Annotated in this window: 19 protein-coding genes; 13 read left to right on the forward strand and 6 right to left on the reverse strand. The window is 69.2% G+C overall.

The window, feature by feature from the left end; genetic code table 11:
* Positions 1–28: 28 nt before the first annotated feature.
* Positions 29–1,033 (reverse strand): NAD-dependent epimerase/dehydratase family protein, encoded by a 1,005-nt coding sequence (locus NNI01S_RS03945; protein ID WP_063017604.1) that lies wholly within the window; start codon positions 1,031–1,033, stop codon positions 29–31.
* A 112-nt stretch (positions 1,034–1,145) separates the two neighbouring features.
* On the opposite strand from NNI01S_RS03945, the gene NNI01S_RS03950 reads away from it, so the two are divergent.
* Together NNI01S_RS03950 and NNI01S_RS03955 are read left to right on the forward strand one after the other, a co-directional pair.
* Entirely contained in the window at positions 1,146–1,571 is a 426-nt protein-coding gene (locus tag NNI01S_RS03950) for a type VII secretion target (RefSeq protein WP_245675962.1), read from the forward strand.
* A complete protein-coding gene (locus tag NNI01S_RS03955; RefSeq protein ID WP_063017606.1) occupies positions 1,568–3,181 on the forward strand; it encodes a hypothetical protein in 1,614 nt (537 codons plus the stop codon). Before NNI01S_RS03950 ends, NNI01S_RS03955 begins: the two co-directional genes overlap by 4 nt.
* A gap of 76 nt (positions 3,182–3,257) precedes the next feature.
* Here the strand turns inward: NNI01S_RS03955 and NNI01S_RS03960 are convergent, their stop codons facing one another.
* From NNI01S_RS03960 to NNI01S_RS34240, 3 genes are all read right to left on the reverse strand, one after another.
* Positions 3,258–3,791, reverse strand: coding sequence for a hypothetical protein (locus NNI01S_RS03960; protein ID WP_063018646.1), 534 nt, complete (start codon positions 3,789–3,791; stop codon positions 3,258–3,260).
* Positions 3,792–3,907: 116 nt separating this feature from the next.
* A complete protein-coding gene (ypfJ, locus tag NNI01S_RS03965; protein ID WP_063017607.1) occupies positions 3,908–4,825 on the reverse strand; it encodes a KPN_02809 family neutral zinc metallopeptidase in 918 nt (305 codons plus the stop codon).
* A gap of 595 nt (positions 4,826–5,420) precedes the next feature.
* Positions 5,421–5,573 carry a hypothetical protein gene (locus NNI01S_RS34240; protein WP_157114585.1) on the reverse strand — a complete coding sequence of 51 codons (153 nt, stop codon included), beginning with the start codon at positions 5,571–5,573 and terminating at the stop codon, positions 5,421–5,423.
* Between the two features lie 392 nt (positions 5,574–5,965).
* Here NNI01S_RS34240 and aspS point away from each other — a divergent pair, with 392 nt between their 5' ends.
* Both aspS and NNI01S_RS03975 read left to right on the forward strand, forming a co-directional pair.
* On the forward strand, positions 5,966–7,759 hold the full coding sequence (aspS, locus tag NNI01S_RS03970) for an aspartate--tRNA ligase (RefSeq protein ID WP_063018648.1): 1,794 nt from the start codon (positions 5,966–5,968) through the stop codon (positions 7,757–7,759).
* A 67-nt stretch (positions 7,760–7,826) separates the two neighbouring features.
* Positions 7,827–8,795, forward strand: coding sequence for a DUF389 domain-containing protein (locus tag NNI01S_RS03975; protein WP_063017609.1), 969 nt, complete (start codon positions 7,827–7,829; stop codon positions 8,793–8,795).
* Positions 8,796–8,803: 8 nt separating this feature from the next.
* Here NNI01S_RS03975 and NNI01S_RS03980 read toward each other — a convergent pair whose 3' ends face one another.
* The gene (locus NNI01S_RS03980) at positions 8,804–9,775 is read right to left on the reverse strand and encodes a hypothetical protein (RefSeq protein ID WP_063017611.1); all 972 of its coding nucleotides are present in this window, start codon (positions 9,773–9,775) and stop codon (positions 8,804–8,806) included.
* A 190-nt stretch (positions 9,776–9,965) separates the two neighbouring features.
* On the opposite strand from NNI01S_RS03980, the gene NNI01S_RS03985 reads away from it, so the two are divergent.
* Both NNI01S_RS03985 and NNI01S_RS34245 read left to right on the forward strand, forming a co-directional pair.
* Positions 9,966–11,135, forward strand: a complete 1,170-nt coding sequence (locus tag NNI01S_RS03985; protein ID WP_063017612.1) for a phosphotransferase family protein — start codon at positions 9,966–9,968, stop codon at positions 11,133–11,135.
* Positions 11,136–11,485: 350 nt separating this feature from the next.
* Complete coding sequence (locus tag NNI01S_RS34245; protein ID WP_157114586.1) at positions 11,486–11,728, forward strand: hypothetical protein; 243 nt, start codon at positions 11,486–11,488, stop codon at positions 11,726–11,728.
* A 12-nt stretch (positions 11,729–11,740) separates the two neighbouring features.
* On the opposite strand, the gene NNI01S_RS03995 is transcribed toward NNI01S_RS34245, so the two are convergent.
* Positions 11,741–13,411, reverse strand: a complete 1,671-nt coding sequence (locus NNI01S_RS03995) for an alkaline phosphatase D family protein (protein ID WP_063017616.1) — start codon at positions 13,409–13,411, stop codon at positions 11,741–11,743.
* A 124-nt stretch (positions 13,412–13,535) separates the two neighbouring features.
* Here NNI01S_RS03995 and NNI01S_RS04000 point away from each other — a divergent pair, with 124 nt between their 5' ends.
* The 7 genes from NNI01S_RS04000 (at position 13,536) to NNI01S_RS04025 (ending at position 21,684) form a co-directional block, all read left to right on the forward strand.
* Positions 13,536–14,879 (forward strand): replication-associated recombination protein A, encoded by a 1,344-nt coding sequence (locus NNI01S_RS04000; protein WP_157114587.1) that lies wholly within the window; start codon positions 13,536–13,538, stop codon positions 14,877–14,879.
* A gap of 85 nt (positions 14,880–14,964) precedes the next feature.
* Entirely contained in the window at positions 14,965–17,634 is a 2,670-nt protein-coding gene (alaS, locus tag NNI01S_RS04005) for an alanine--tRNA ligase (protein ID WP_063017618.1), read from the forward strand.
* A complete protein-coding gene (gene ruvX / locus NNI01S_RS33240) occupies positions 17,634–18,197 on the forward strand; it encodes a Holliday junction resolvase RuvX (RefSeq protein WP_084488448.1) in 564 nt (187 codons plus the stop codon). Before alaS ends, ruvX begins: the two co-directional genes overlap by 1 nt.
* On the forward strand, positions 18,194–19,705 hold the full coding sequence (locus tag NNI01S_RS04010; RefSeq protein WP_063017620.1) for an endolytic transglycosylase MltG: 1,512 nt from the start codon (positions 18,194–18,196) through the stop codon (positions 19,703–19,705). The genes ruvX and NNI01S_RS04010 overlap by 4 nt, the downstream gene beginning before the upstream one ends.
* Complete coding sequence (locus tag NNI01S_RS04015) at positions 19,695–20,519, forward strand: shikimate dehydrogenase (protein ID WP_063017622.1); 825 nt, start codon at positions 19,695–19,697, stop codon at positions 20,517–20,519. The genes NNI01S_RS04010 and NNI01S_RS04015 overlap by 11 nt, the downstream gene beginning before the upstream one ends.
* A 20-nt stretch (positions 20,520–20,539) precedes the next feature.
* Positions 20,540–20,866 carry a hypothetical protein gene (locus tag NNI01S_RS04020; RefSeq protein WP_245675963.1) on the forward strand — a complete coding sequence of 109 codons (327 nt, stop codon included), beginning with the start codon at positions 20,540–20,542 and terminating at the stop codon, positions 20,864–20,866.
* A gap of 338 nt (positions 20,867–21,204) precedes the next feature.
* Positions 21,205–21,684, forward strand: coding sequence for a B-4DMT family transporter (locus NNI01S_RS04025; protein WP_245675964.1), 480 nt, complete (start codon positions 21,205–21,207; stop codon positions 21,682–21,684).
* The last annotated feature ends 43 nt before the right edge of the window (positions 21,685–21,727 follow it).

Consider the following 21,727-nt stretch of genomic DNA (forward strand, 5'->3'; position numbering starts at 1 on the left):
CTCAGTCGAACATGTGTTCTATCGACTGTCAAGCGATCTGCCGGGTGTCCGGCGGGGCGAACCGGGCCGGGTCGGCGAAGAATGCGACCAGGTCGCGCACCGTGTCGTCGAGCGGGCGCGGCTGGTAGCCGAGCTCGTCCGCGGCCTTGCCGTGGTCGACGACGGGGGCGGAGATCAACGCGCCCAGCGCCGCCTTGGAGACGATGTCGGAGTTGAACAGTTTGCCGAGCGGAGCGAGCATCGGGATGGCGCCGGACACGAGTTTGGGGGATATGGCGAACTTCGGGCCCCGCTTGCCGCCGTGGGTCGCCGCGACGCGGCACAGCTCGAGCATCGAGATCATCGACCCGCCGAGCAGGTAGTTCTCGCCGGTCCGGCCGCGTTCGCCGGCCAGCACCAGGCCCTCGGCCACGTCGCGCACATCCACGAGATCGAATCCCCCGCCGATCATGGCGGGTACGCGCCCGAGCGCCGCGTCCTTGAGCGTCCGGTTGATGCGTGACAGCGGCTTGCTGTAGTCCAGCGGGCCGAAGACGCCGGTGGGGTTGCACAGCACGGCGTCCAGGCCCTGGTCGATCACCTTGCGCAGCGCGACCTCGCCCGCCCACTTGGACCGGTCGTAGACCGGCAGCGCGGGGTCGGTCGAGCGTGGCGCGTTCTCATCGATCCGGCCGCCGCAGCTGTACTGGTCGAACGCGTGGATGGAGCTGGCGTGCACCATCCGCCGCGCGCCGACGGCCAGCGCCGCTTCGGCGACCACGCGCACGCCCTCGGTGTTCACCCGCCAGGCCAGATCGTTCTTCTCGGCCAGGGTGATGACCGCGACCAGGTGGTAGACCACCTCGGCGCCGTCCAGTGCGGCGCGCATCGACGCCGGGTCGAGTACGTCCCCGCGCACCCAGGTGAGGCCGGGCGTTGCCGCCGCTGCGGGGACCGCCCGATCGATGGCCGTGACCTGGTGGCCGCGCTCGGTGAGGAGGCGGAGCAGATTCGTGCCAAGGTATCCGGCTGCGCCGGTTACTGCGACCTTCATGGAACAGAGAATATAGAACTTGTTCTAATTTGCAACACGTTCCAATTCTGCCTCCGTCGTCCCGGCCGCACGGTGCGTCGGGGCTCGAAACTTGCCGGTGAGGTCGGCTATATTGAGCGCAACCGTAGCGGCCCTTGCCGATTCGGCAGGGAGCAGCGGAGCACAACTGCAGGACGCGGATTCGTACGACGATGTGGGGGGCAACTCGATGATCGATCTCTCGGTGGAGACCGAAGCGGTACGGGCGTTCGCCGCCACGAACGCCGGTATCGCCGGTGATCTCGCGGGGGCGGGCAATTTCGACGCGGTGCAGAACGTTGCCGCGCTCGTTCCGGTGTTCGGCCTGATCGGGGCCGACTACCTGGCGATGTTCGCCGCAGCGCAGGTTTTACAGGCCAAGGACATCAACGATCTGTCGGCCAAGTACGCCAAGCTCTCGGACTCGGCGTTCAGCGCCGCCGCGGCCTACGACGCGGTCGACTGGTCCAACGCGGGCGCGCTCGGATCGATCGCGGGCCAGATCGGGGGCGCGGTATGAGACCGCTCGACAGTGGGGTCATCGCCCCGGAGAACCACGCCGTCGCGCACGCGGCCGAGCAGAACGTCGCCGTCGGCCAGCAGTCCGTGCTCGACGCACTGCAGAACGCGCCGGTCAACGGGGTGCCGGACGTGTCGTTGCCGCAGCTGCCCGAGGATTTGCCGCCCATCGAGCCGCCCGCGTTCGTGCTGTCGCGCAAAATCTCCGACGAACAGCAGTCGGCCGGCGCCATGCCCGGGGGGCTGCCCGGGCTGAACGGCACCCCGGACGCCGAGGACGTACCCGGCATTCCGCACGAGGTGTCCGCGCTGCTCGGTGACACGAGTACCGCGGTGAACCAGGTCGCGGCGCCCGCGGTCGAGTCGGCGCTCGATCAAGCGCACGGTGTGCTGAACGGAGCACTCTCCGACGCGCCGAGCGCGATCGCCAGCACGGTGAACCAAGCCGCGGCGGCGGCCGGAGCGCTGCCCGCTCTGCCCGCCGACCCGGTGTCGGCGCTGCTGCAAGGTGTCGCGGTGCCCGCGCTGCCCGGGGTCGACGTCCTGATGAAACCGATCCTGGACCTGCTGAGCAGTTTCGGCACCGGTGTCATCGGCGCGTTCGACCCCACCGCCATCCTCAGCCAGTCCTCCAAGGTCATCGAGATGGCCATGCAGGTCGGCAAGGGCAGCATGAGCACGGTCGAGCAGTTGTGGCAGAGCCAGGCCGCCCGCAACGCCCAGGCCGCGAGCCAGCAGGCGAACGTGGAGGGGCAGCAGACCAGCCAGCGGGGCATCGACATCTCCGAGCTCACCCAGCGCGCCGCCGCGGTGGTGCAGCAGGGCAACGCGCAGCTGCTGGGCATCGCGTCGTCGTTCGCCACCCAGGCGACCGCGCTGGCGCCGGTGATCCTGACCCCGCCCGCCCAGGCGACGCTGATCGCCTCGGCCACCGAACACCTCGGCCACGCAGTCAGCGTGGCCAACGCCACCCGCGGTGATCTGGCCGGCAAGACCGCCGAACTCAGCGGCATGGTGCAGCAGTTGGTGGCGCCGGGCGGCGGTCCGGCCCCGCAGGAGGTCGCGCAGGCGCTGGCGGAGAACGTCGGGCAACCGATCCTGGAGCAGGCACAGTCGACCGCGTCGGACACCGCGACGAAGGCGGCCGGCCTGGACTCCGCCACACCCGGGACATCGAGCCCAACGACCACGCCGTCGTCGGTGCACAACACCACGCACAGCCCGAGTAGCAGCCACGGTACGCCGAGCAGCCTGCTCGGCAGCAGCCCCGGCCGGCCGGGCAGCCCGAGCACGCCCTCGGTGCCCAAAGCCACCGGCCTGCCCGGCGCCACGATGCCGATCCGACCGGTCGCGGGCGTCCCGGGCGCTTCGCTCGGCACCGGAACACCCGCGGGTACCACCCCCGCCGGATCGAGCAGCTTCATGGGTGGCCCGGCCGCGGCGGGGCAGCGCAGCAACGACGAGGAGCACTCGCGCACGGTGCAGCCGTACTCGAGCCCGACGGGTAACGACGACCTCACCGGTCCGCTGGGCGAGTCCACGCCGGATGTGATCGGCGCGACGCACTCGGACGAGATCATCAGTTCGGACTACGAGCAGGACCTGTTCTGACCCGACGCGGGAAGAGAACCCACCGCACCCGGTCCGAACGAACGGCGGTTCGGGCCGGGTGACCAGCCGGTGTGTGTCAGTCCTGCACGAACGAGTCGAGCAATTTCCGGTAGAGGTCGGCGAAGCGTTTGCGGGCGGCCTGCTGCTCGGCGCCGAGCCCGTCGGTCGTTTCCGGCGAGTACACCACCAGATGGACGTCGTCCGCGGCCGACTGTGGCATGAAGTCGATGATCCGGCTGCTCTGGTCCGTGGCGTTCGGCACGCCGAGGTCCACTGTGGCGAGCGCTTTGGTCTCCGTCAGCGCAGCGCTCAGCACGTCGGAGGGGATATGGCCGTCGATCCGCTTCGGGGGAGTCTCGGGGCGCCGATCGGCGGCCACGGCATCGGGACTGCTGACCGCGCGACCGTCGGCGAAGATCTCCAGCTGCGGGCGTAGATCCGTCCGGGTCTGCCAGCCGTCCGGAATGGTGGTCAGCGTGAACAGCGCCAGCGGCGCGGCGATCGGCGGTAGCGCACTGGGGTGGTCCACGACCGGGTCGGCCGTGGCGGCGCCCGAGCCCGCCGCGACGATCAGCATCACAACCAGCAGAACGGCTTTCGTTACTCGCATCGATCCCATCTTCCGGTGCTGTCCGTGTCCGCCTGCGGCGCAGGCGAACTGCCGTAGATCATGACAGCGCGCCGGGCCCGGACGGGACTCGGCGCGCTGTATCGATCGATCCGGCGCTACCGCAGACCGGATGGATTGTTCAGGTCCGGCGCAGAATAGGTGTCGCAAGCCTGGACCTGACCGGCCTTGTAGCCGGTGAGGAACCACTTCTGCCGCTGCTCGGAAGAACCGTGCGTCCACGCCTCGGGATTCACTCGGCCTTGCGCGGCGCGCTGGATGCGGTCGTCGCCGACCGCTGCGGCTGCCGACAGCGCGTCGTCGACATCCTTGTCCGACAGCGGTCGCAGGAACGGCTGATCGCGGCCGGGTGCGGGCGTTTTGTCGGCGAAGTGCGCCCAGATGCCCGCGTAGCAGTCGGCCTGCAATTCGGTGCGCACCGCCCCGGACTCCGGTCCGCGGGGATCGCGTTGTGCCCGGCCGAGGTCGCCGAGCTGGTTCTGGATGTGATGGCCGAATTCGTGCGCCACCACGTACTCCTGCGCGAGCGGACCGCCGCTGGCGCCGAAACGATTCACCAGGTCCTGGAAGAAGCTGATGTCGAAGTACGCGGTCGTATCGGCCGGGCAGTAGAACGGGCCGACCGCGCTGGTCGCATTGCCGCAGCCGGTCGAGACCGCGCCCGAGAACGGCCGCACGGCCGGCTGCGCATACCGCTTGCCGGTCTGCTTCGGCAGTTCGCTGTTCCACACCGCGTCCAGGCTCTGTACCGTGAGCGCGACGCGGCAGTCGACGTACTTGTTGGCAGCTCCGCTCTCCTTGCAATGCTCCGGCAGACTCCCGGGCTGCGGCTGCACCTGACTGGTCTGGGCGCCGGTGAGGTCGCCGAGTAGCGACCCCGGGTCGCCGCCCAGCAGCAGCGCCAATACCAGCAGGATGAGGCCACCCGCGCCACCGCCCAGCGCGATCTTGCCGCCCCTGCCCCCGCCCCACGAAACTCGGTCCGGGTCGATCTGCATGCCCTCGTTGAAGGTCATCGTCGTCGCTCTCTATGTCCTCGGTCGCGCGGCTGGAACGGTACTCCTGAGACGCATACCCCGGTAAGCATCAAGTGCAACACGGGGCGGGGTCGGGTCCTGACCAGCCGAGCTGACGGTCTGTCTTTTCCTAGCTTGGCATGGTCGGTCGGATCTGCATTTCCGCCCGGCGTACGTCCCGTCCCGGGAACCGCTTCCACCGCTGCCCGGATGATCCGTGGGCCATCTCCGGCGTGCGGATCCGCTTGTCGCCGACGGCGGACGGGAAGCGCAGCGCGGATGTCGTTGCCCGACAGCGGCTTCGGAAGCGGCCGGACCGCACCGGTGCGGTCCGGGTCGACGTGAACTCTTGTGCCTGCTCCGCGAGATCTGATAATGTTTCGCGAGTATCAAGGGGGTTTTATAGAAGATTGCTTTCGAATTCTGCGAATTGTGGAGAACTTCTATTCTCGGGGGATCGAGTACAAATGACTTTCAACGACAGTGTCTATGCTGAGCCTTGTCGAGTTCAGGTTTCCGGTTGGACCTGTACTCCTACGTCGATCGACGGCGAGAGGAAGGGGGAGACATGGTGCCGCCACGACACGGGCGAATGCTATGGCAGGCCGTGCTGCAGTATCCCGAAACCTATTGCCAGCTCTGCTGGTTTCGCCCCCGCTGAATCCGACAACATTTCCGCGTTCGCTTTGGTGGCGATCTTGACGGTATTTCTTGTTCGCCGTTCGGTCGGAAAGATCTGGTATTCCACCGGCATATCCGAGTTGATGAGTATGCGTAGATCGATGTGACGTTGAGACGCCGACGCTCGCGCCGGACACCATGATCGTTTCTCGCGGATCGGCCGGGTCCGGCGCGGGTGTCGTCGTCGAAGCCGCAGAGCTGATCGGAATTATGGCCGCTCGCCGGTATAGCACTGGTGTCTTGTCGCTATGTCGGTGGGGCCTGTACGAGGTTGCGGACACCCCCTGGGCCTCATTTCCCAGGCAACAGTGCGCGGGTTCGCTCGGCGACGTGTCCGGACCCTGCTGTGCGCGGCTCGGCCTGGAAGACGGATATCGGTTTCCGGCGGTGGATGCGCCTCACTACGATGGCGAACGCACCGAGTGGTCCGCCGGTGCTGGAATCGTCGAAAGGAACCCCGTGCTGCGCACCCACTTGGCTGGTTCGCTGCGAAGCGAGCATGCCGGTCAGACCGTCACCCTCACCGGCTGGGTGGCCCGGCGGCGTGACCACGGTGGGGTGATCTTCATCGATCTGCGCGACGCGTCCGGCGTCGCCCAAGCGGTGTTCCGCGAGGGCGACCCCGCCGAGCAGGCGCACCGGCTGCGCGCGGAGTACTGCGTACGCGTCACCGGCACGGTGGAGCCGCGGCCCAGCGGTAACGAGAACCCGGAACTGCCGACCGGCGCCATCGAAGTGAACGTCACCGAACTCGAGGTGCTCAACGAGAGCGCCCCGCTGCCGTTCCAGCTCGACGAGCAGCCCGGTGAGGAAGCGCGCCTGAAGCACCGCTACCTGGACCTGCGCCGCGAGGGCCCGGCGCACGCCATCCGGCTGCGGTCCAAGGTCAACACGGCCGCCCGCGAGGTGCTCGCCCGCCACGAGTTCATCGAGGTCGAGACTCCGACGCTGACCCGGTCCACCCCCGAGGGCGCCCGCGACTTCCTGGTGCCCGCGCGACTGCAGCCCGGCAGTTTCTACGCCTTGCCGCAGAGCCCGCAGCTGTTCAAGCAGCTGCTGATGGTCGGCGGCATCGAACGCTACTTCCAGATCGCGCGGTGCTATCGGGACGAGGACTTCCGGGCCGACCGACAGCCGGAGTTCACCCAGCTCGACATCGAGATGAGCTTCGTGCGCCAGGAGGACGTGATCCTGCTGGCGGAGGAGATCCTGGTCGCGCTGTGGAAGCTGGTGGGCTACGAGATCCAGACGCCGATTCCGCACATGACCTATGCAGAGGCCATGCGCCGGTTCGGTAGCGACAAGCCGGACCTGCGTTTCGGTGTGGAGATCACCGAGTGCACCGAGTATTTCAAGGAGACCCCGTTCCGGGTGTTCCAGGCGCCCTACGTCGGCGCGGTGGTCATGCCGGGCGGCGCGAGCCAGCCGCGGCGTCAGCTCGACGCCTGGCAGGAATGGGCCAAGCAGCGCGGCGCCAAGGGGCTGGCGTACATCCTGGTGAACGAGGACGGCACGTTGGGCGGCCCGGTCGCCAAGAACCTCAGCGACGCCGAGCGCGAGGGCCTCGCCAAGCACGTCGGCGCGGTCCCGGGCGACTGCGTGTTCTTCGCCGCGGGCGCGGCGAAGGCACAGCGTGCGCTGCTGGGCGCGGCACGCGTCGAAATCGCTCGCAAGGTCGGCCTCATCGATGAGGACGCCTGGTCGTTCGTGTGGATCGTGGACGCGCCGCTGTTCGAGCCGACCGTCGAGGCGACGGCGAGCGGCGATGTGGCCGTGGGTCATTCCGCTTGGACCGCGGTGCATCACGCGTTCACCTCACCGAAGCCGGAGTCGCTGGACACCTTCGACACCGACCCGGGTTCGGCGCTGGCCTACGCCTACGACATCGTCTGCAACGGCAACGAGATCGGCGGTGGGTCGATTCGTATCCACCGCCGTGACGTGCAGGAACGCGTCTTCGAGGTGATGGGCATCACCCACGAGGAGGCGCAGGAGAAGTTCGGCTTCCTGCTGGACGCCTTCGCCTTCGGCGCGCCGCCGCACGGCGGCATCGCCTTCGGCTGGGACCGGGTCACCGCTCTGCTGGCGGGGGAGGACTCGATCCGCGAGGTCATCGCGTTCCCGAAGACCGGCGGCGGCGTCGACCCGCTGACCGACGCGCCCGCGCCGATCACCGCGCAGCAGCGCAAAGAGGCGGGGCTGGACGCCAAGCCCGAGCAGAAGAAGGGTGCGCACCCCGAGACCGCGTCGTAGCGGCCGCCGTGCGGACGGTACCTTTCCGGTCAGCCGTGTCTCCGCCAGCCGCCCACGAGGAATTCCGTTGCTGCACTTGCGCATGATCAGCCCGCCGGAGAGCACCGACGCGGTGCTCGCGGTGCTCGCCGCCGATCCCGGAGTCACCCACGTGACCCTGGCGCGCGGCGCCGCGCTGGAGCCCGAGGGCGATCTCGTGCAGGCGGACGTGGCTCGCGAGGCCGCCAACGACGTGCTCGACGACCTGACCGCGCTGGGCATCTGCCGGTCCGGCGGCATGACGCTCACACCGGTCGAGACGGTGCTGTCGGACGCCGGCGAGCGCGCGGTGCACGAGGCGCCCGGTGACCCCAGCGACGCGGTCGTGTGGGAGGAACTGCTCGCGCAGACACACGAGGAGTCGAGCCTCAACGCGACGTTCCTCGCGTTCTTGACCATTGCCTGCCTGCTCGCCGCTGTGGGCGTCGCGACCGATTCGCCGGTGACAATCGTCGGTGCGATGGTCGTCGGCCCCGAGTTCGGCCCGCTGGCCGCGTTCGCGGTCGCGCTGGCGCGCAGGGACTTCCGGCTCGCCCGCCGCTCGGCGGTCGCGCTCGCAGTCGGTTTTCCGGTGGCGATGGTGGTCACCCTGCTGGCGACGCTGGTCTGGGAGCAGGTCGGCTGGTTCACCATCGACGGCGTGGGTGGTATCCACGAAGTCGACTTCATCTATCAGGTCGGCCCGTTCTCCCTGGTCGTCGCACTCCTGGCCGGCGCTGCGGGCATGCTGTCCCTCATAACCGCGAAATCGGCCGCGCTGGTCGGGGTGTTCATCTCGGTGACGACGGTGCCCGCGGCCGGATTCGCCGTGGTCGCGGCGACTCTGGGGGAGTGGCGCGTGGCGTTCCTGTCCGCGGGGCAGCTGGCCGTGAACATGGGGGGCATAGTGGTGGCCGGGATCGTCGTGCTCGCGCTGCGGCCCCGCGCGGGCAGCGAGGCCGGTCCGGTAGGACGACTCAGGCGCTGGATCGGCCGGCGCTCACCGATCGCGAAATGAGGCACACCTCACGCCGCGGCGACCGTACCGCCGGTGAGCACCCGGTAGGCGTAGGTGACCGCGATGACGGCGACCGGGCCCGCGATCAGCAGGCCGACCCCGCACAGCAGTAGCCCGAGGAAGGTGACCACCAGCACTGCCAGTGCGAGCAGCAGCACCTGCCAGGCGTTGGCGGCCACCAGCGTGAAGCTGGATTTCAGGGCTTCGAACGGCCCCTGGTCCTGGTCGACGACGAAATGCAATGAGAACATGCACAGCCAGCCGGCGATCAGTCCGGGAAGCAGGCAGATCGCCGAGCCGAGGAAGGTCAGCGTGAACGCGAGCAGTGCGGTGAGCAGCACGTTGCCCGCATTCACGAACCGGAAGTAGGCACCGAAATGCGGTGGGGTGCCATCGGTTTCGAACAGCGCCCCGCGCACCATCGCCGCTTGCAGCAGCCATATCCCGGCCATGACCCCCAGGAAGATGAGCAGGAGCGGCAGCATCGTCGTCGGGTCGACGAGCTGGACGACGAGCAGGAAAGCCAGGTATATGACCAGACCCACCGCGGTCACCCCGGCCCACGGACCGGGATTGGATCGGAACTTCGCCCAGCCGTAGCTGAGCGCCTGACCTACGTCCAGTGTGGCCGGGCCCGCGGGCACCTGCTGGTAGCCGTAGATCGGCTCCTGGACGGGCGCGGGGCCGGACGGCGCCCAACCCGGTCCGGTGCCCGGCGGGCCGTAGCTCGGGTGCGCCGCGCCCACGGGCGGGGGCGGCTCCAGCGGTCCGCTGCCGTAGTGCGCCGCGCCGGGGCCCTCGGACTGCGGGTATCCTGATGAATCGGCCATCTCGTGACGGACGTGACCGGTCCCGGCGGCCGGAACTTGTGGATTCGGGCTCTCGTGCTGCCCCGGCCGCCCCGCGTAGCGTTCGTCGTCGTGCGGGGAGGATGCGCCGCCTGCTGATTGTTTGGGTGCGGGAGGCGGGGTTTCGGTCATGCGTGGACCTTTCCACTCAACTGGTTTGCGGTGTGGCGCACGGCAGTTGACGATGAGAAAACCTGACGGCCGCACCGGTGTCAAGCGACCGGCGGTGGCTCTCCGGCCGTGCCGGAGACACGCCGAGCGACGCGGAAAGGTTGTGTAACCGCTCGCTAGAAGTGACCCCATGCGAGTACTTTGAGAGGCGATGACCGCACTATTGGCCGAACGCGCCGCCGAAGTCGTGTCCGCAGCGCAACAGTTGCTCACAAAGCGAATGGGTGCTCCGGTAAAGCTGAGCGATCCGATCGAACTCAGCGGTAGTGGTAGGACGACGGTTCTACGTGTGCGTGTGGCGGAGAACGCCTTCTCGTTACCCCGAACCCTGATCGTCAAGCAGGTCCGTGGCGCCGCCCAGGATCGCCGGACCGGTGGTCTGGCCCCAGGGGTGGCCAGCATAGATTCCGCATTCCTTCGCGAGACGGTGTCCTATCAGTTCACCACCGCGCTGAGCCGGGAACAGCGCCCCGGCGCGTACCTGATCGCGCACAGCCTTCCCGACCGGCTGCTGATTCTGAGCGACCTCGGGGAGAACTCGCTGCTCACCGCCGTGCTCCAGTCCGGCGCCGAGCCGGCCACCCGCAACGCCCTGATGGCGTTCGCCCAGACGCTGGGCCGGATGCATGCCGCCACCGTCGGGCGCGAGGCGGACTTCGTCGCGTTGCTGCGCCGGGTCGACGTGGTGCACCGGGTGGACGGCATCGCCCAGCAGGCCGAGTCGGCGATCGCCGAGGTGCCCGGACTGCTCCAGCGCGAACTGGGCATCGAAGTGCCCGGTGAGATCGCCGAGCGGATCGTGCGCGGGAATCGGCTGTATTCCGCGGGCCGCTTCCGGGCGTTCAGCCCGTCGGACCTGTGCCCGGACAATGTGATCTTGAACGAGGAGGGCGCTCGCTTCCTCGACTACGAGTGGGGCGGGTTCCGCGACGCGACCCTCGACATCGCCTACGCGCTGGTGTCCTTCCCGGGCTGCCTGTGCGACCTCGAGCTCTCGCGCGAGCGCGCCGCGCAGATGGTGGAGGCTTGGCGCGCCGAGGTCGTGGGCGTGTGGCCGGCGTTGGCCGACGACGACCAGCTGGCCGAGCGCATCCTGGAAGCCCGGCTGATCTGGGTCTGGCTGTCCACTTACTGGTTCCTGCCCGCCGACCACTCGCGGATCGCGGCCGCCAGGGAACACGGGCTGTCGGTGCCGCGCTCGGCGGCGCTGATCAACCGCTGGGCCGCCCTCGCCGAGGACGCGCGGTGCACGGGGGACGATATCGTGGGTGATTTCGCCGAGGACGTGTCGGCGCGGCTGGAAGAGCGCTGGTCGGAGTAGCTCGCCTCCACACTCCACCGAGCTTCGAGACGAGTCAGCGCGTCCGCTGCATGGTCGCGTTGCGGCCGTGGACCTGCCAAGGCCGGACGGTACCGTCGTCGTACTCCCGCCCGCTGGGCGTGGTGTCCACGCCGTTGCCCTGACACTGCGACCGAGCCGACTCACGGTCCGGCCTGTGCCAGTCGCCGGTCCGGCGCCACTGGGACCGGTCATGCACCGGACAACCGTGGTGTTGCGCTTCCCCCGATGGCCGCCTCGAACATTCGGGTGCGAATCAGCTTGCAGGGCAGGCACAATGACAGGTTCGGAGCGCTCGGCTCCAGGGCGGGCGCGGGGAAGAGGAGTGCCGGGTGGGTTACCTACTGCTCGTATTGCTGATGATCGTTCTCGCCGCCGCCCCGCTCGCCGTGGCGATCCTGCGACGTAACAGGGCCCGCGGCGGCGGCGACGCGACGGCGCGTGCCCGCGCGGCCGGAGCAGAGCTCAGCAAGCAGGCTCGAGCCCGGCGGTGGCGCGACGGGCCACACAGCCGGCCGGACAACTCCAGCAACCTCGGCGGAGGGTGCGGCGGCGGGTGCGCGGGCGGGGAGTGATCGCCGCGACGGTCAGCCGAGCGGGACCTGCCGCGGCTCGATCCGGCCCCCGGAGCGGACGGCGTACGAGGCGCCGTGCCGCGCACCGGAATTCGGGTCGGATACGTCCAGCAGGTAATACCAGTCCATCTGTGCCTGGTCGGCGGTGATCTCCAAGACGCCGTAGCCGTGCGCGTCCAGGTCCACATAGCGCAGATGCCGGTTGACCGTCTTGATCGATTCGGCGATCGGCGCGGAGTTCGCCCGCAGCATGTCGCCGATGCTGGTCGAGGTCACCGACGGCACGACGAACTCGGCGCCGGCCGTCGCGCCGCCCGGGTAGTTCGCCGCGTCCAGCGGCAGATCCGCAGCCCACGACGAGTGGATGTCGCCGGTCAGGAACAGCACGTCGGAGACCTGCTGGTCGACGATGGCGCGGAACAGGCGGGTGCGGTCGGCGGTGTAGCCGTCCCACTGGTCGCTGTTCAGCGACAGGCCGGACTGCGGGACGCCCACAGTGCTGGTGATCGCCGCGGTGGTGGCCGGTTCCAGCGCCGGGAAGACCAGCGGGGCGATCATCACCGAATTGCCGACCAGTTTCCACCGCACGGGCGCCGAGGCCAAGCCCGCGGTCAGCCACTCCATTTGCGCCTTCCCGGTGATGGTGCGCGCCGGATCGTCCGCCGCGCGCCAGCCCGCCCCCGGCTTGGCCTCTTGGTCGCGGTAGCTGCGCAGATCCAGCATGGCCAGTTCGGCCAGGGTGCCGAAGCGCAACCTGCGGTAGATCCGCACGTCGCCGCCGGAGCCGGACGCGCGGACCGGCATCCATTCCAGGTAGGCCCGTGCGGAAGCGGCGCGCCGGTCCGCCCAGTCGCCCTCCGTGGCGGGATCGTGGTTGTGCGCGCCGCCGGACCAGGAGTTGTCCGCGGATTCGTGGTCGTCCCAGGTGCAGATGAACGGCAGCATGGCGTGCAGGCCGAGCAGATCCGGGTCGGTCTTGTACTGGGCGTGCCGGATGCGGTAGTCCGCCAGGCTGACGATTTCGTTGGCCGGGTCGTGTGGACGCACGGTGCCGTTGCGGCCGCCGTACTTGCCGCGGCCGTACTCGTAGATGTAGTCGCCCAGGTGCACGATCGCATCCAGGTCGGTGCGGGCGGCCAGATGGCGGTAGGCGCCGAAGTAGCCCGCCTCCCAGTTCGAACAGGAGACCACGCCGAATCGGAGGCGGTCGGGCGCGTCCTGCGTGTCCGGGGCGGTCTTGGTGCGGCCGACGGGGGACGTCTGGCCGAGGGCGGTGAAGCGATAGAAGTACGCCACGCCCGGCGCGAGGCCGGAGACGTCGACCTTGACGGTGTGATCGGAGTCCGCCGCGGCCGTCACCGCGCCGGAGGCGGCGATCGAGGCGAACCGTTCGTCCGCGGCGATCTCCCACCGCACGGTCGCGGGGTCGCCCAGGCCCGAGCCCGGCGCCGCCTCGTCGGAGACGGTGACGCGGGTCCAGAGGATCACGCCGTCGGGCAGCGGGTCGCCCGAGGCGACGCCGTGCCGGAAAACCGGTGTCGCGGCGGCCGCGCGTCCTGCGGCGAGCACCGTGGTGGCGGTGGCGGCGGCCGCGGTGCCCTTCAGGAGGGTGCGCCGGGCCAGGCGCGCAGCGGTCGAGGGATCTGAAACGAGCTCGTTTTCAGTCACGGGTACCGATCCCATCCGAAGGATCGGCGACACGCAACTCGGGTTGCCTCCGGGCAGGTCGGGAGCGGGCCGTGGCGGCGGAAAGCGCGCCGGGGAACGGCATGTCGTGCTGTCGGTGCGGCTCGGTAACGTTCCTGTTGTGAGCGATGGTTTGTTCGACGTGCCCGGTGCCGCCGTGCCCCCGGAGCATTCGATCGACGCCGTGGTGCGCCGGGACGCGGGTGCGCCGCTGGCTGTGCGCATGCGTCCGGCCGGCCTGGAGGAAGTGGTCGGTCAGCAGCACCTGCTCGGTCCCGGCTCCCCGCTGCGCAGGCTGATCGAGGGTTCGGGCGCCGCATCGGTGCTGCTGTACGGGCCGCCCGGTACCGGCAAGACGACCCTCGCCTCGCTCATCTCCCAGGCCACCGGCCGCCGGTTCGAGGCGCTGTCGGCGCTGTCCGCCGGCGTCAAAGAGGTGCGCGCGGTCATCGACATGGCGCGGCGCAGGCTGTCGGCGGGCGAGCAGACCGTGCTGTTCATCGACGAGGTGCACCGCTTCTCCAAGACCCAGCAGGACGCCCTGCTGGCCGCGGTGGAGAACCGCATCGTCCTGCTCGTGGGCGCGACCACGGAGAACCCGTCGTTCTCGGTGGTGTCGCCGCTGTTGTCGCGGTCGCTGGTGCTGCAACTGCGGTCGTTGACCGAGGCCGACATTCGTCAGGTGCTCGAGCGCGCGATCTCCGACCCGCGTGGGCTCGGCGGCGAGTACACCGTCACCGATGCCGCGCTCGAGCACATCGTCCGGATCGCGGGCGGTGACGCTCGCCGCGCGCTGACGGCGCTGGAAGCGTCCGCCGAATCCGCGCCCGACGGCACCGTCGACGTGGACCTGGTCGAGGCCAGCGTCGACAAGGCCGCGGTGCGCTACGACCGCGCGGGCGACCAGCACTACGACGTGATCAGCGCGTTCATCAAGTCCATCCGCGGCTCGGACGTCGACGCCGCGCTGCACTACCTCGCGCGCATGCTCAGCGCGGGCGAGGATCCCCGCTTCATCGCCCGCAGGCTGATGATCCACGCGAGCGAGGACATCGGGATGGCCGACCCGATGGCGTTGCAGACGGCGACCGCCGCCGCGCAGGTGGTGCAACTGGTCGGTCTGCCCGAAGGCCGCCTCGCGCTCGCCCAGGCCACGATCCATCTGGCGACCGCACCGAAGTCCGGCGCGGTCGTCGCCGCGATCGGAGCGGCCATGGCCGATGTCGCCGCGGGCAAGGCGGGCCCGGTTCCGCCGCACCTGCGCGACGGCCACTACCCCGGGGCGGCGGCACTCGGCCACGCGCAGGGCTACAAATACCCGCACGACGACAAGGACGGCGTCCTCCCGCAGCAGTACCCACCCGACGAGCTGGTCGGCGTGGACTACTACCAGCCCACCGATCACGGACACGAACGGGAGATCGGTCCCCGGGTCGACAAGCTGCGCCGCATCGTCCGAGGCTGACCCGCCCCGGGCCGGGTCGCCGGGACGCACCGGGGCCACTGGTCGATGAATATTCGCGTGCGCGGCACCGGTAGGCTGGGTATTCGTGCAGACCCACGAGATTCGACGGCGTTTCCTGGACCATTTCCTCCGTGCCGGCCATACCGAGGTGCCTAGTGCCTCGCTGATCCTGGCCGACCCGAACCTGCTGTTCGTCAACGCAGGCATGGTCCAGTTCAAGCCGTACTTCCTGGGTCAGGAAGCGCCGCCCTACCCGCGGGCCACCAGCGTGCAGAAATGCGTGCGGACCGGCGACATCGAAGAGGTCGGCGTCACCACGCGGCACAACACGTTCTTCCAGATGGCGGGGAATTTCTCCTTCGGTGACTACTTCAAGGAGGGGGCGATCACCCTCGCCTGGGAGCTGATTTCCAAGCCGCAGGACGAGGGCGGTTACGGCTTCGATCCCGAACGCATCTGGGTGACCGTGTACCAGGACGACCCCGACGCCGCCGAGATCTGGAAGCGGGTCGCGGGCATCCCCGAGGAGCGCATCCAGTTCCGCGACGGCAAGGACAACTACTGGGACATGGGCGTGCCGGGCCCCGGCGGACCCTGCTCGGAGATCTACTACGACCGCGGCCCCGAGCACGGCCGCGACGGCGGGCCGGTCGCCGACGAGGACCGCTACCTCGAGATCTGGAATCTCGTGTTCATGCAGGACGTGCGCGGTGAGCTGAGCCCGAAGCTGGGGCATCCGCCGGTCGGCTCGCTGCCGAAGAAGAACATCGACACCGGCATGGGTGTCGAGCGGATCGCGCTGCTGCTGCAGGGCGTGGACAACGTCTACGAGACCGACCTGCTGCGCCCGATCATCGGCAAGGCCGAGGAGCTCACCGGACGCTCCTACGGCGTCCAGCACGAGGACGACGTCCGCTTCCGCGTGATCGCCGACCACGCCCGCACCGCCGCCATGCTGATCGCGGACGGCGTGAACCCGGGCAACGACGGCCGCGGATACGTGCTGCGTCGCCTGCTGCGCCGCATTGTGCGTTCGGCTCGCCTGCTCGGCGCCGAGAAGCCGGTGATGAGTGAGTTCATGAAGGTCGTCAGTGACCTGATGGCCCCGTCCTACCCCGAACTGGCGACCGACTTCCGCCGCATCGAGACCGTGGCGGTCGGGGAGGAGACGGCGTTCCTGAAGACGCTGAACACCGGCTCCACGCTGTTCGACAACACCGCCGCCGCGGTCAAGGCCGAGGGCGGCACCACGATCGCCGGGACGGATGCGTTCACCCTGCACGACACTTACGGCTTCCCCATCGATCTCACCTTGGAGATGGCCGCCGAGGCCGGGCTCTCGGTCGACGAGGAGGGCTTCCGCTCGCTCATGGCCGAGCAGCGCAAGCGGGCCAAGGAGGACGCGCAGGCGCGCAAGCACGCCCATGCCGACCTGACGATCTACAAGGAGCTGGTCGACCGCGGCGCCACCGAGTTCACCGGCTTCGACGAACTCACCTCCGAGGCCACCGTGCTCGCCCTGATCGCCGACGGCGTGCGGGTGCCGACCGCGACCGTGGGTCAGGACGTCGAGGTCATCCTCGATCGCAGCCCGCTCTACGCGGAGTCCGGCGGTCAGATCGCCGACCGCGGCTCCATCACCGCCTCCTCGGGGCTGAAGCTGCGTGTGAACGACGTGCAGAAGATCGCCAAGAAGCTCTGGGTGCACAAGACCACGGTGGAACACGGCCAGATCACCGAAGGCGACATCGTGCTGGCCCAGGCCGACCCGGCGTGGCGACGCGGCGCGACGCAGGGTCATTCCGGCACGCATATGGTGCACGCCGCGCTCCGGCAGGTGCTCGGCCCGAACGCCGTGCAGGCCGGTTCACTGAACAAGCCGGGTTACCTGCGCTTCGACTTCAACTGGCAGGGACAGTTGTCCGAGCAGCAGAAGGCCGACATCGAGGCCGTGTCCAACGACGCGGTCGGCGCCGACTTCCCGGTGAACACCTTCGTGACAGATCTGCCGAAGGCCAAGCAGATGGGCGCGTTGGCCCTGTTCGGCGAAAACTACGGCAACGAGGTACGCGTGGTCGAGATCGGCGGCCCGTTCTCGATGGAGCTGTGCGGTGGCACGCACGTGCAGCATTCCTCGCAGATCGGCCCGATCACGGTGCTCGGCGAGTCGTCCGTCGGCTCCGGTGTGCGGCGCGTGGAGGCGTTCGTCGGCCTGGACTCCTACCAGTACCTGGCCAAGGAGCGGGCGCTGCTGGCCGGTGTCGCCTCCGCCCTGAAAGTGCCGTCCGAAGAGGTGCCGGGGCGCGTCGAACAGCTGGTGGAGCGGCTCAAGGTGGCGGAGAAAGAGCTGGAACGTACCAAGATGGCCGCCGTGCTCTCCTCCGCGGGGAAATTCGTCGAGGAGGCCGAACGGATCGGCCGCCTGCTGCTGGTCGCGGTGGCCGCGCCGGAAGGCATCCAGGCCGGTGATCTGCGTACCCTTGCCACCGACATCCGCGGCCGGTTCGGCAGTGAGCCCGCCGTGGTGGTGCTGCTCGGCAATGCCGACGGCAAGGTGCCGTTCGTGGTTGCGGTGAACAAACCCGCCCAGGAGCTCGGCGTGAAGGCGGGCGACCTGGTCGGCAGCTTCGGTCCGAGCATCTCGGGACGCGGCGGCGGCAAGCCGGAGATGGCCCAGGGCGCGGGTTCGGACCCGTCCGGCATTCCGGCGGGCCTGGCCGCGGTCCGTGCGCGGGTGGCCGAACTCGCCGGGTGATGGGCGACCCCGCGGAATCCGAGAGGTCGGCGCAGCGCGGCGCCGACCGGCCGCACCCCGCCACCGATCCCGGCCGGGGCAGACGGATCGGAGTAGACGTCGGCAGTGTCCGGATCGGGGTCGCCGCGAGCGATCCCGACGGCGTTCTCGCCACCCCGGTGGAGACCGTGCCGCGCGCGAAACAATCGCGACGCTCGGCGCCCGCACCCGATATCGAAAGAATTGCCGAGATTGTGCGGGAGTACGAGGCAGTCGAGGTAATCGTCGGATTCCCGCGAACATTACGCGGGGAGAAGGGCACTGCGGCTACGCTGGCCAGCGCATTCGCTGAGCGATTGCGAGCTGCTGTTGCGCCGGTGCCGGTCCGGCTTTCCGACGAACGTTTGACTACGGTGTCAGCTGCACGTGCATTGCGGGACAGTGGAGTTCGCGCGCGTGGCCAGCGGCAGGTGATCGATCAGGCGGCGGCCGTGTCGATCCTGCAAGGATGGTTGGACGAACGGAGTGCGGTGTTGAGGTCGGTGGAAGCGGGACGTCCTGCGTCGTCCGGGGACGATGCATGACGGATCGGTGGGCGCGGGCCGAGGAACTGTTCCGACAGCGCGAAGCTGATCGGCGTTATCGGAGAGACGACCGGGCCTGGGGCGAGTACGAGGGCGACGAGTACGACCGGTACGACGACTACGACGACGACACGACCGTCATCCCCCGCTACGTCGACGACGAGGACGAGGAGCCGCCTGCGCCGCCTCCGCCGGCTCCTCGACGCGGCGGACAGCGCCCGAGGGCTACGCAGGAGGAGGCGCCGCGCCGCTCGAAGCGCGCCCAGTCCAAGCGCGCCCAGCCCGAGCGTTCCGGCCGAGCGCAGCGGGGCAAGCGATCCCGGGTCGCCTCGCGCAAAGCCGCCGAGCGCAAGAAGCGCCGCCGTAACCTATGGTTCGTCGCCGGCGTCTTCATCCTGCTCTTCACCGGCGCCGTGGTCTTCGCGGGGATGAAGCTGATCGGCGGCCTGACTCCGCCGAAGGACTACGCGGGGCCGGGAGGGCCTCTCGTGGTGGTCCAGGTGCACCCGGGTGACACCTCGCAGCAGATCGCCTCGACGATGGTCGACCGCGGTGTCGTCGCGAGCACGGGCGCGTTCTTCCAAGCGGCTGTGCGCAATTCGAACATGAGCACGGTGCAGCCGGGCTTCTACGCGATTCCCAGCCAGAGTCCCGCCGCCGAGGCGGTGTCGGCGCTGGTGAGCAAATCTTCGCGGGTCGGCAACCTCGTCGTCTCCGAGGGGCGGCTGCTGCACGACCAACATGACATGAGCACCGGCGGGCGCTATGACGGCATCTACCGCAAGATCGCGGAGGCCAGCTGCATCGGCACCGGTGCCAACCAGAAGTGCGTGACCTACGAACAGCTCGATGCCGCGGGCGCGGGCCTGGACCTGGCCGCGCTCGGGGTCCCCGCGTGGGCGATGCAGGGCGTCAAGGACTGCCCCGACCGCACGAGGCAGCTGGAGGGCCTGATCGCGGCCGGCACTTGGGATTTCGATCCGAGCGGGACGCCGGAGCAGATTCTGCGGCAATTGGTGAGCGCGAGCGCGCAGAGCTATGAGTCCACCGGACTGCTGCAGTCCGGCGCCGACACGAAACTGACGCCGTATCAAACGCTGGTCGCCGCCTCGCTGGTGGAGCGTGAAGCGAAACCCCAAGACATGGGGAAGGTGGCGCGGGTGATCGTGAACCGGCTGCGGGCCGATCAGATGCTGCAGTTCGACTCGACGGTGAACTACACCCTGGATCGCACCGAGGTGGCGACCACCGACGGCGACCGCGCCCAGGAAACCGCCTGGAACACCTACGCGATGCGCGGCCTGCCCAAGACCCCGATCGCCGCGCCCTCGTTGAACGCGTTGCGTGCCATGGAGAATCCGGAAGTGGGCCCGTGGCTGTACTTCGTCACCGTCGACAAACAGGGCACCACGCTGTTCACCGACGATTACCAGGAGCATCTGCGCCTGATCGCGCGGGCCCAGCGCAGCGGCATCCTCGACAGTTCCAAGGACAGCGGTGGCCGGTAGTCGCAAGGCGGCGGTGCTCGGCAAGCCGATCGCGCACTCGCGATCGCCGCAACTGCACATGGCCGCGTATCGCGCGCTCGGGTTGGACTGGAGCTACGAGCGCATCGAATGCTCCGCGGAGCAGTTGCCCGGGCTGGTCGACGGGCTCGGACCCGAATGGGTCGGGCTCTCGGTGACCATGCCCGGCAAGGAAGCCGCGCTGGCCTGCGCGGACGAGCGCACCGACCGGGCCGTGCTGGTCGGCTCGGCCAACACTCTGGTCCGCACCGACGCGGGCTGGCTGGCCGACTGCACCGACGTGGACGGTGTGCTCGGCGCGCTGCGCGGCGGCGGTGTCACCGACGTGACCGAGGGCGTGGTGCTGGGTGCGGGTGGCACCGCGCGGCCCGCGCTGCTGGCGTTGTCGGAGCTGGGCGCGAAGTCGGTGACCGTGGTCGCGCGCGACGCCGGGCGGGCGCGCGGCGCATTGGAACTGGCCGAGCGGCTGGGGATGATCGCGTCGCTGGCCGGGTTCGATGCCGGGGCGCTGCGCGGGATCTGCGCGGCGGCCGACGCCGTGGTGAGCACGATCCCCGCCCCGGCGGCCGCGGTCGTCGCGCCTGCGGTAGCCGAGGCCCCGGTGGTGCTCGACGCGATCTACAACCCCTGGCCGACCCCGCTGGCCGAGGCGGTGGCGCGCGCTGGGCACGCGGTGGTCAGCGGTCTGCAGATGCTGCTGAACCAGGCATACGGGCAGGTCGAGCTGTTCACCGGGCAGCAGGCGCCGCGCGCGGAGATGGCGGCGGCGCTGAACGAGCATCCACCCGGAAGCTGACACCGGTTCTGCTCGCGGCCATGACGCTCTTCCCGTGTCGCGACTGCCGTATTATTGTGCTGTTCAAGGCTTTTCAAAGGGAGGGGAATTTCGTGTTCGTTCGAATCGGGGTCACCGCCGCGATGGCCATCGCCGCGTCTGCCTTCATCCTCGGCGGACAACCGACGGCCAAGGCCGACGGTTGCGCGTCGAAGCAGCCGACCTGGGGATTCCAATGCCTGGCTTCGGCGTCGAATGTCTCGTACGCAAGCTGCAAGAAGGACGCGCCGCTCTGGAACGATCGGGCACAGTGCGTCCAGCGGGATGACGGTAGCGGTAGGTACGACGTCTGGGTTCCGTCCAACTGAGACGTCGGTGCCAGCCCTGCGCAACCGGTCGGGCGCGCGGGTGCTCCCGCCGTCTGTGTGATCCGACGACAGTGCGTGCCATAGGGCCGTACAGCGATCTCCTCCGAGGGCGCCCGAGGACCGGCACCATTCGAATCGGGTGGCGACATCCCTGGTGTCCGGCTGAACCGTCTTTCGAGCGAAGCGAGACCGAGCACGCGCGCCGTTCGCGGCCCGGCTCATGTCCAGCTGATCACGCGTGTACGCGAGGGAGAGGCAAGTCCGGGCACGAGCCGCAGAGGGGCCGCGAGCACGCGACGCCGTAGGCGCGGCCGGGAAACACCGCTATGGTGTTTCGCATGAATGCTTGGTTGTTGCGGGCTGTCGTGCTCGGTGCGCTGGTGGTGGCGTTGCGTGCCGCGCTCGGGTTCGCGATGGTGTACTGGCCGACGCACGGGGCGGTGATGCGCATCCTGTGCCTGGTCGCGCTGGTCGCGGCCATCGTGTCCTGGGGTGTGCTGGACGGGCGCCGGGACCGTATCGCCAGCGGAGACGCGGAGCGCGGCGCCGATCTGACCATGATGTGGTTGAAGGCCGCCGTCGTGGGAGGTGTGGGCAGCGGTCTGGTGGCCTGGCTCCTGGACCTGGTACCCCGCTTCGATCTCGGTGACAACGGCCTGCTGTTCGAAGTCACGGCGGGTGCGGCGTTCATCATCCTGCTGATCTTCGTGCCCGCGCTGATCGGCGTCGGCGTCGGCCGGATGCTGGCCGAGCGGTCGAACGGCAAGGGGCGTTCCACCCCGCCGTCGACCTTTTCCGCCGCGGGAAGCGCGATCTGATTCGACGCACGAACGGCGCGCCCGCTATGGGGCGCGCCGTTGT

The organism is Nocardia niwae NBRC 108934 = DSM 45340 (genome assembly GCF_001613465.1).
Classification (GTDB): Bacteria; Actinomycetota; Actinomycetes; order Mycobacteriales; family Mycobacteriaceae; genus Nocardia; species Nocardia niwae.

Excerpts from the sequence above, each read along its gene's own strand:
- NNI01S_RS03945 (WP_063017604.1), bottom strand. The coding sequence starts at position 1,033 with ATGAAGGTCGCAGTAACCGGCGCAGCCGGATACCTTGGCACGAATCTG.
- NNI01S_RS03955 (WP_063017606.1), top strand. The coding sequence starts at position 1,568 with ATGAGACCGCTCGACAGTGGGGTCATCGCCCCGGAGAACCACGCCGTC.
- NNI01S_RS03960 (WP_063018646.1), bottom strand. The coding sequence starts at position 3,791 with ATGCGAGTAACGAAAGCCGTTCTGCTGGTTGTGATGCTGATCGTCGCG.
- ypfJ (WP_063017607.1), bottom strand. The coding sequence starts at position 4,825 with ATGACCTTCAACGAGGGCATGCAGATCGACCCGGACCGAGTTTCGTGG.
- NNI01S_RS03980 (WP_063017611.1), bottom strand. The coding sequence starts at position 9,775 with ATGACCGAAACCCCGCCTCCCGCACCCAAACAATCAGCAGGCGGCGCA.
- NNI01S_RS03985 (WP_063017612.1), top strand. The coding sequence starts at position 9,966 with ATGACCGCACTATTGGCCGAACGCGCCGCCGAAGTCGTGTCCGCAGCG.
- NNI01S_RS03995 (WP_063017616.1), bottom strand. The coding sequence starts at position 13,411 with ATGGGATCGGTACCCGTGACTGAAAACGAGCTCGTTTCAGATCCCTCG.
- ruvX (WP_084488448.1), top strand. The coding sequence starts at position 17,634 with ATGGGCGACCCCGCGGAATCCGAGAGGTCGGCGCAGCGCGGCGCCGAC.
- NNI01S_RS04010 (WP_063017620.1), top strand. The coding sequence starts at position 18,194 with ATGACGGATCGGTGGGCGCGGGCCGAGGAACTGTTCCGACAGCGCGAA.
- NNI01S_RS04020 (WP_245675963.1), top strand. The coding sequence starts at position 20,540 with ATGACGCTCTTCCCGTGTCGCGACTGCCGTATTATTGTGCTGTTCAAG.
- NNI01S_RS04025 (WP_245675964.1), top strand. The coding sequence starts at position 21,205 with ATGAATGCTTGGTTGTTGCGGGCTGTCGTGCTCGGTGCGCTGGTGGTG.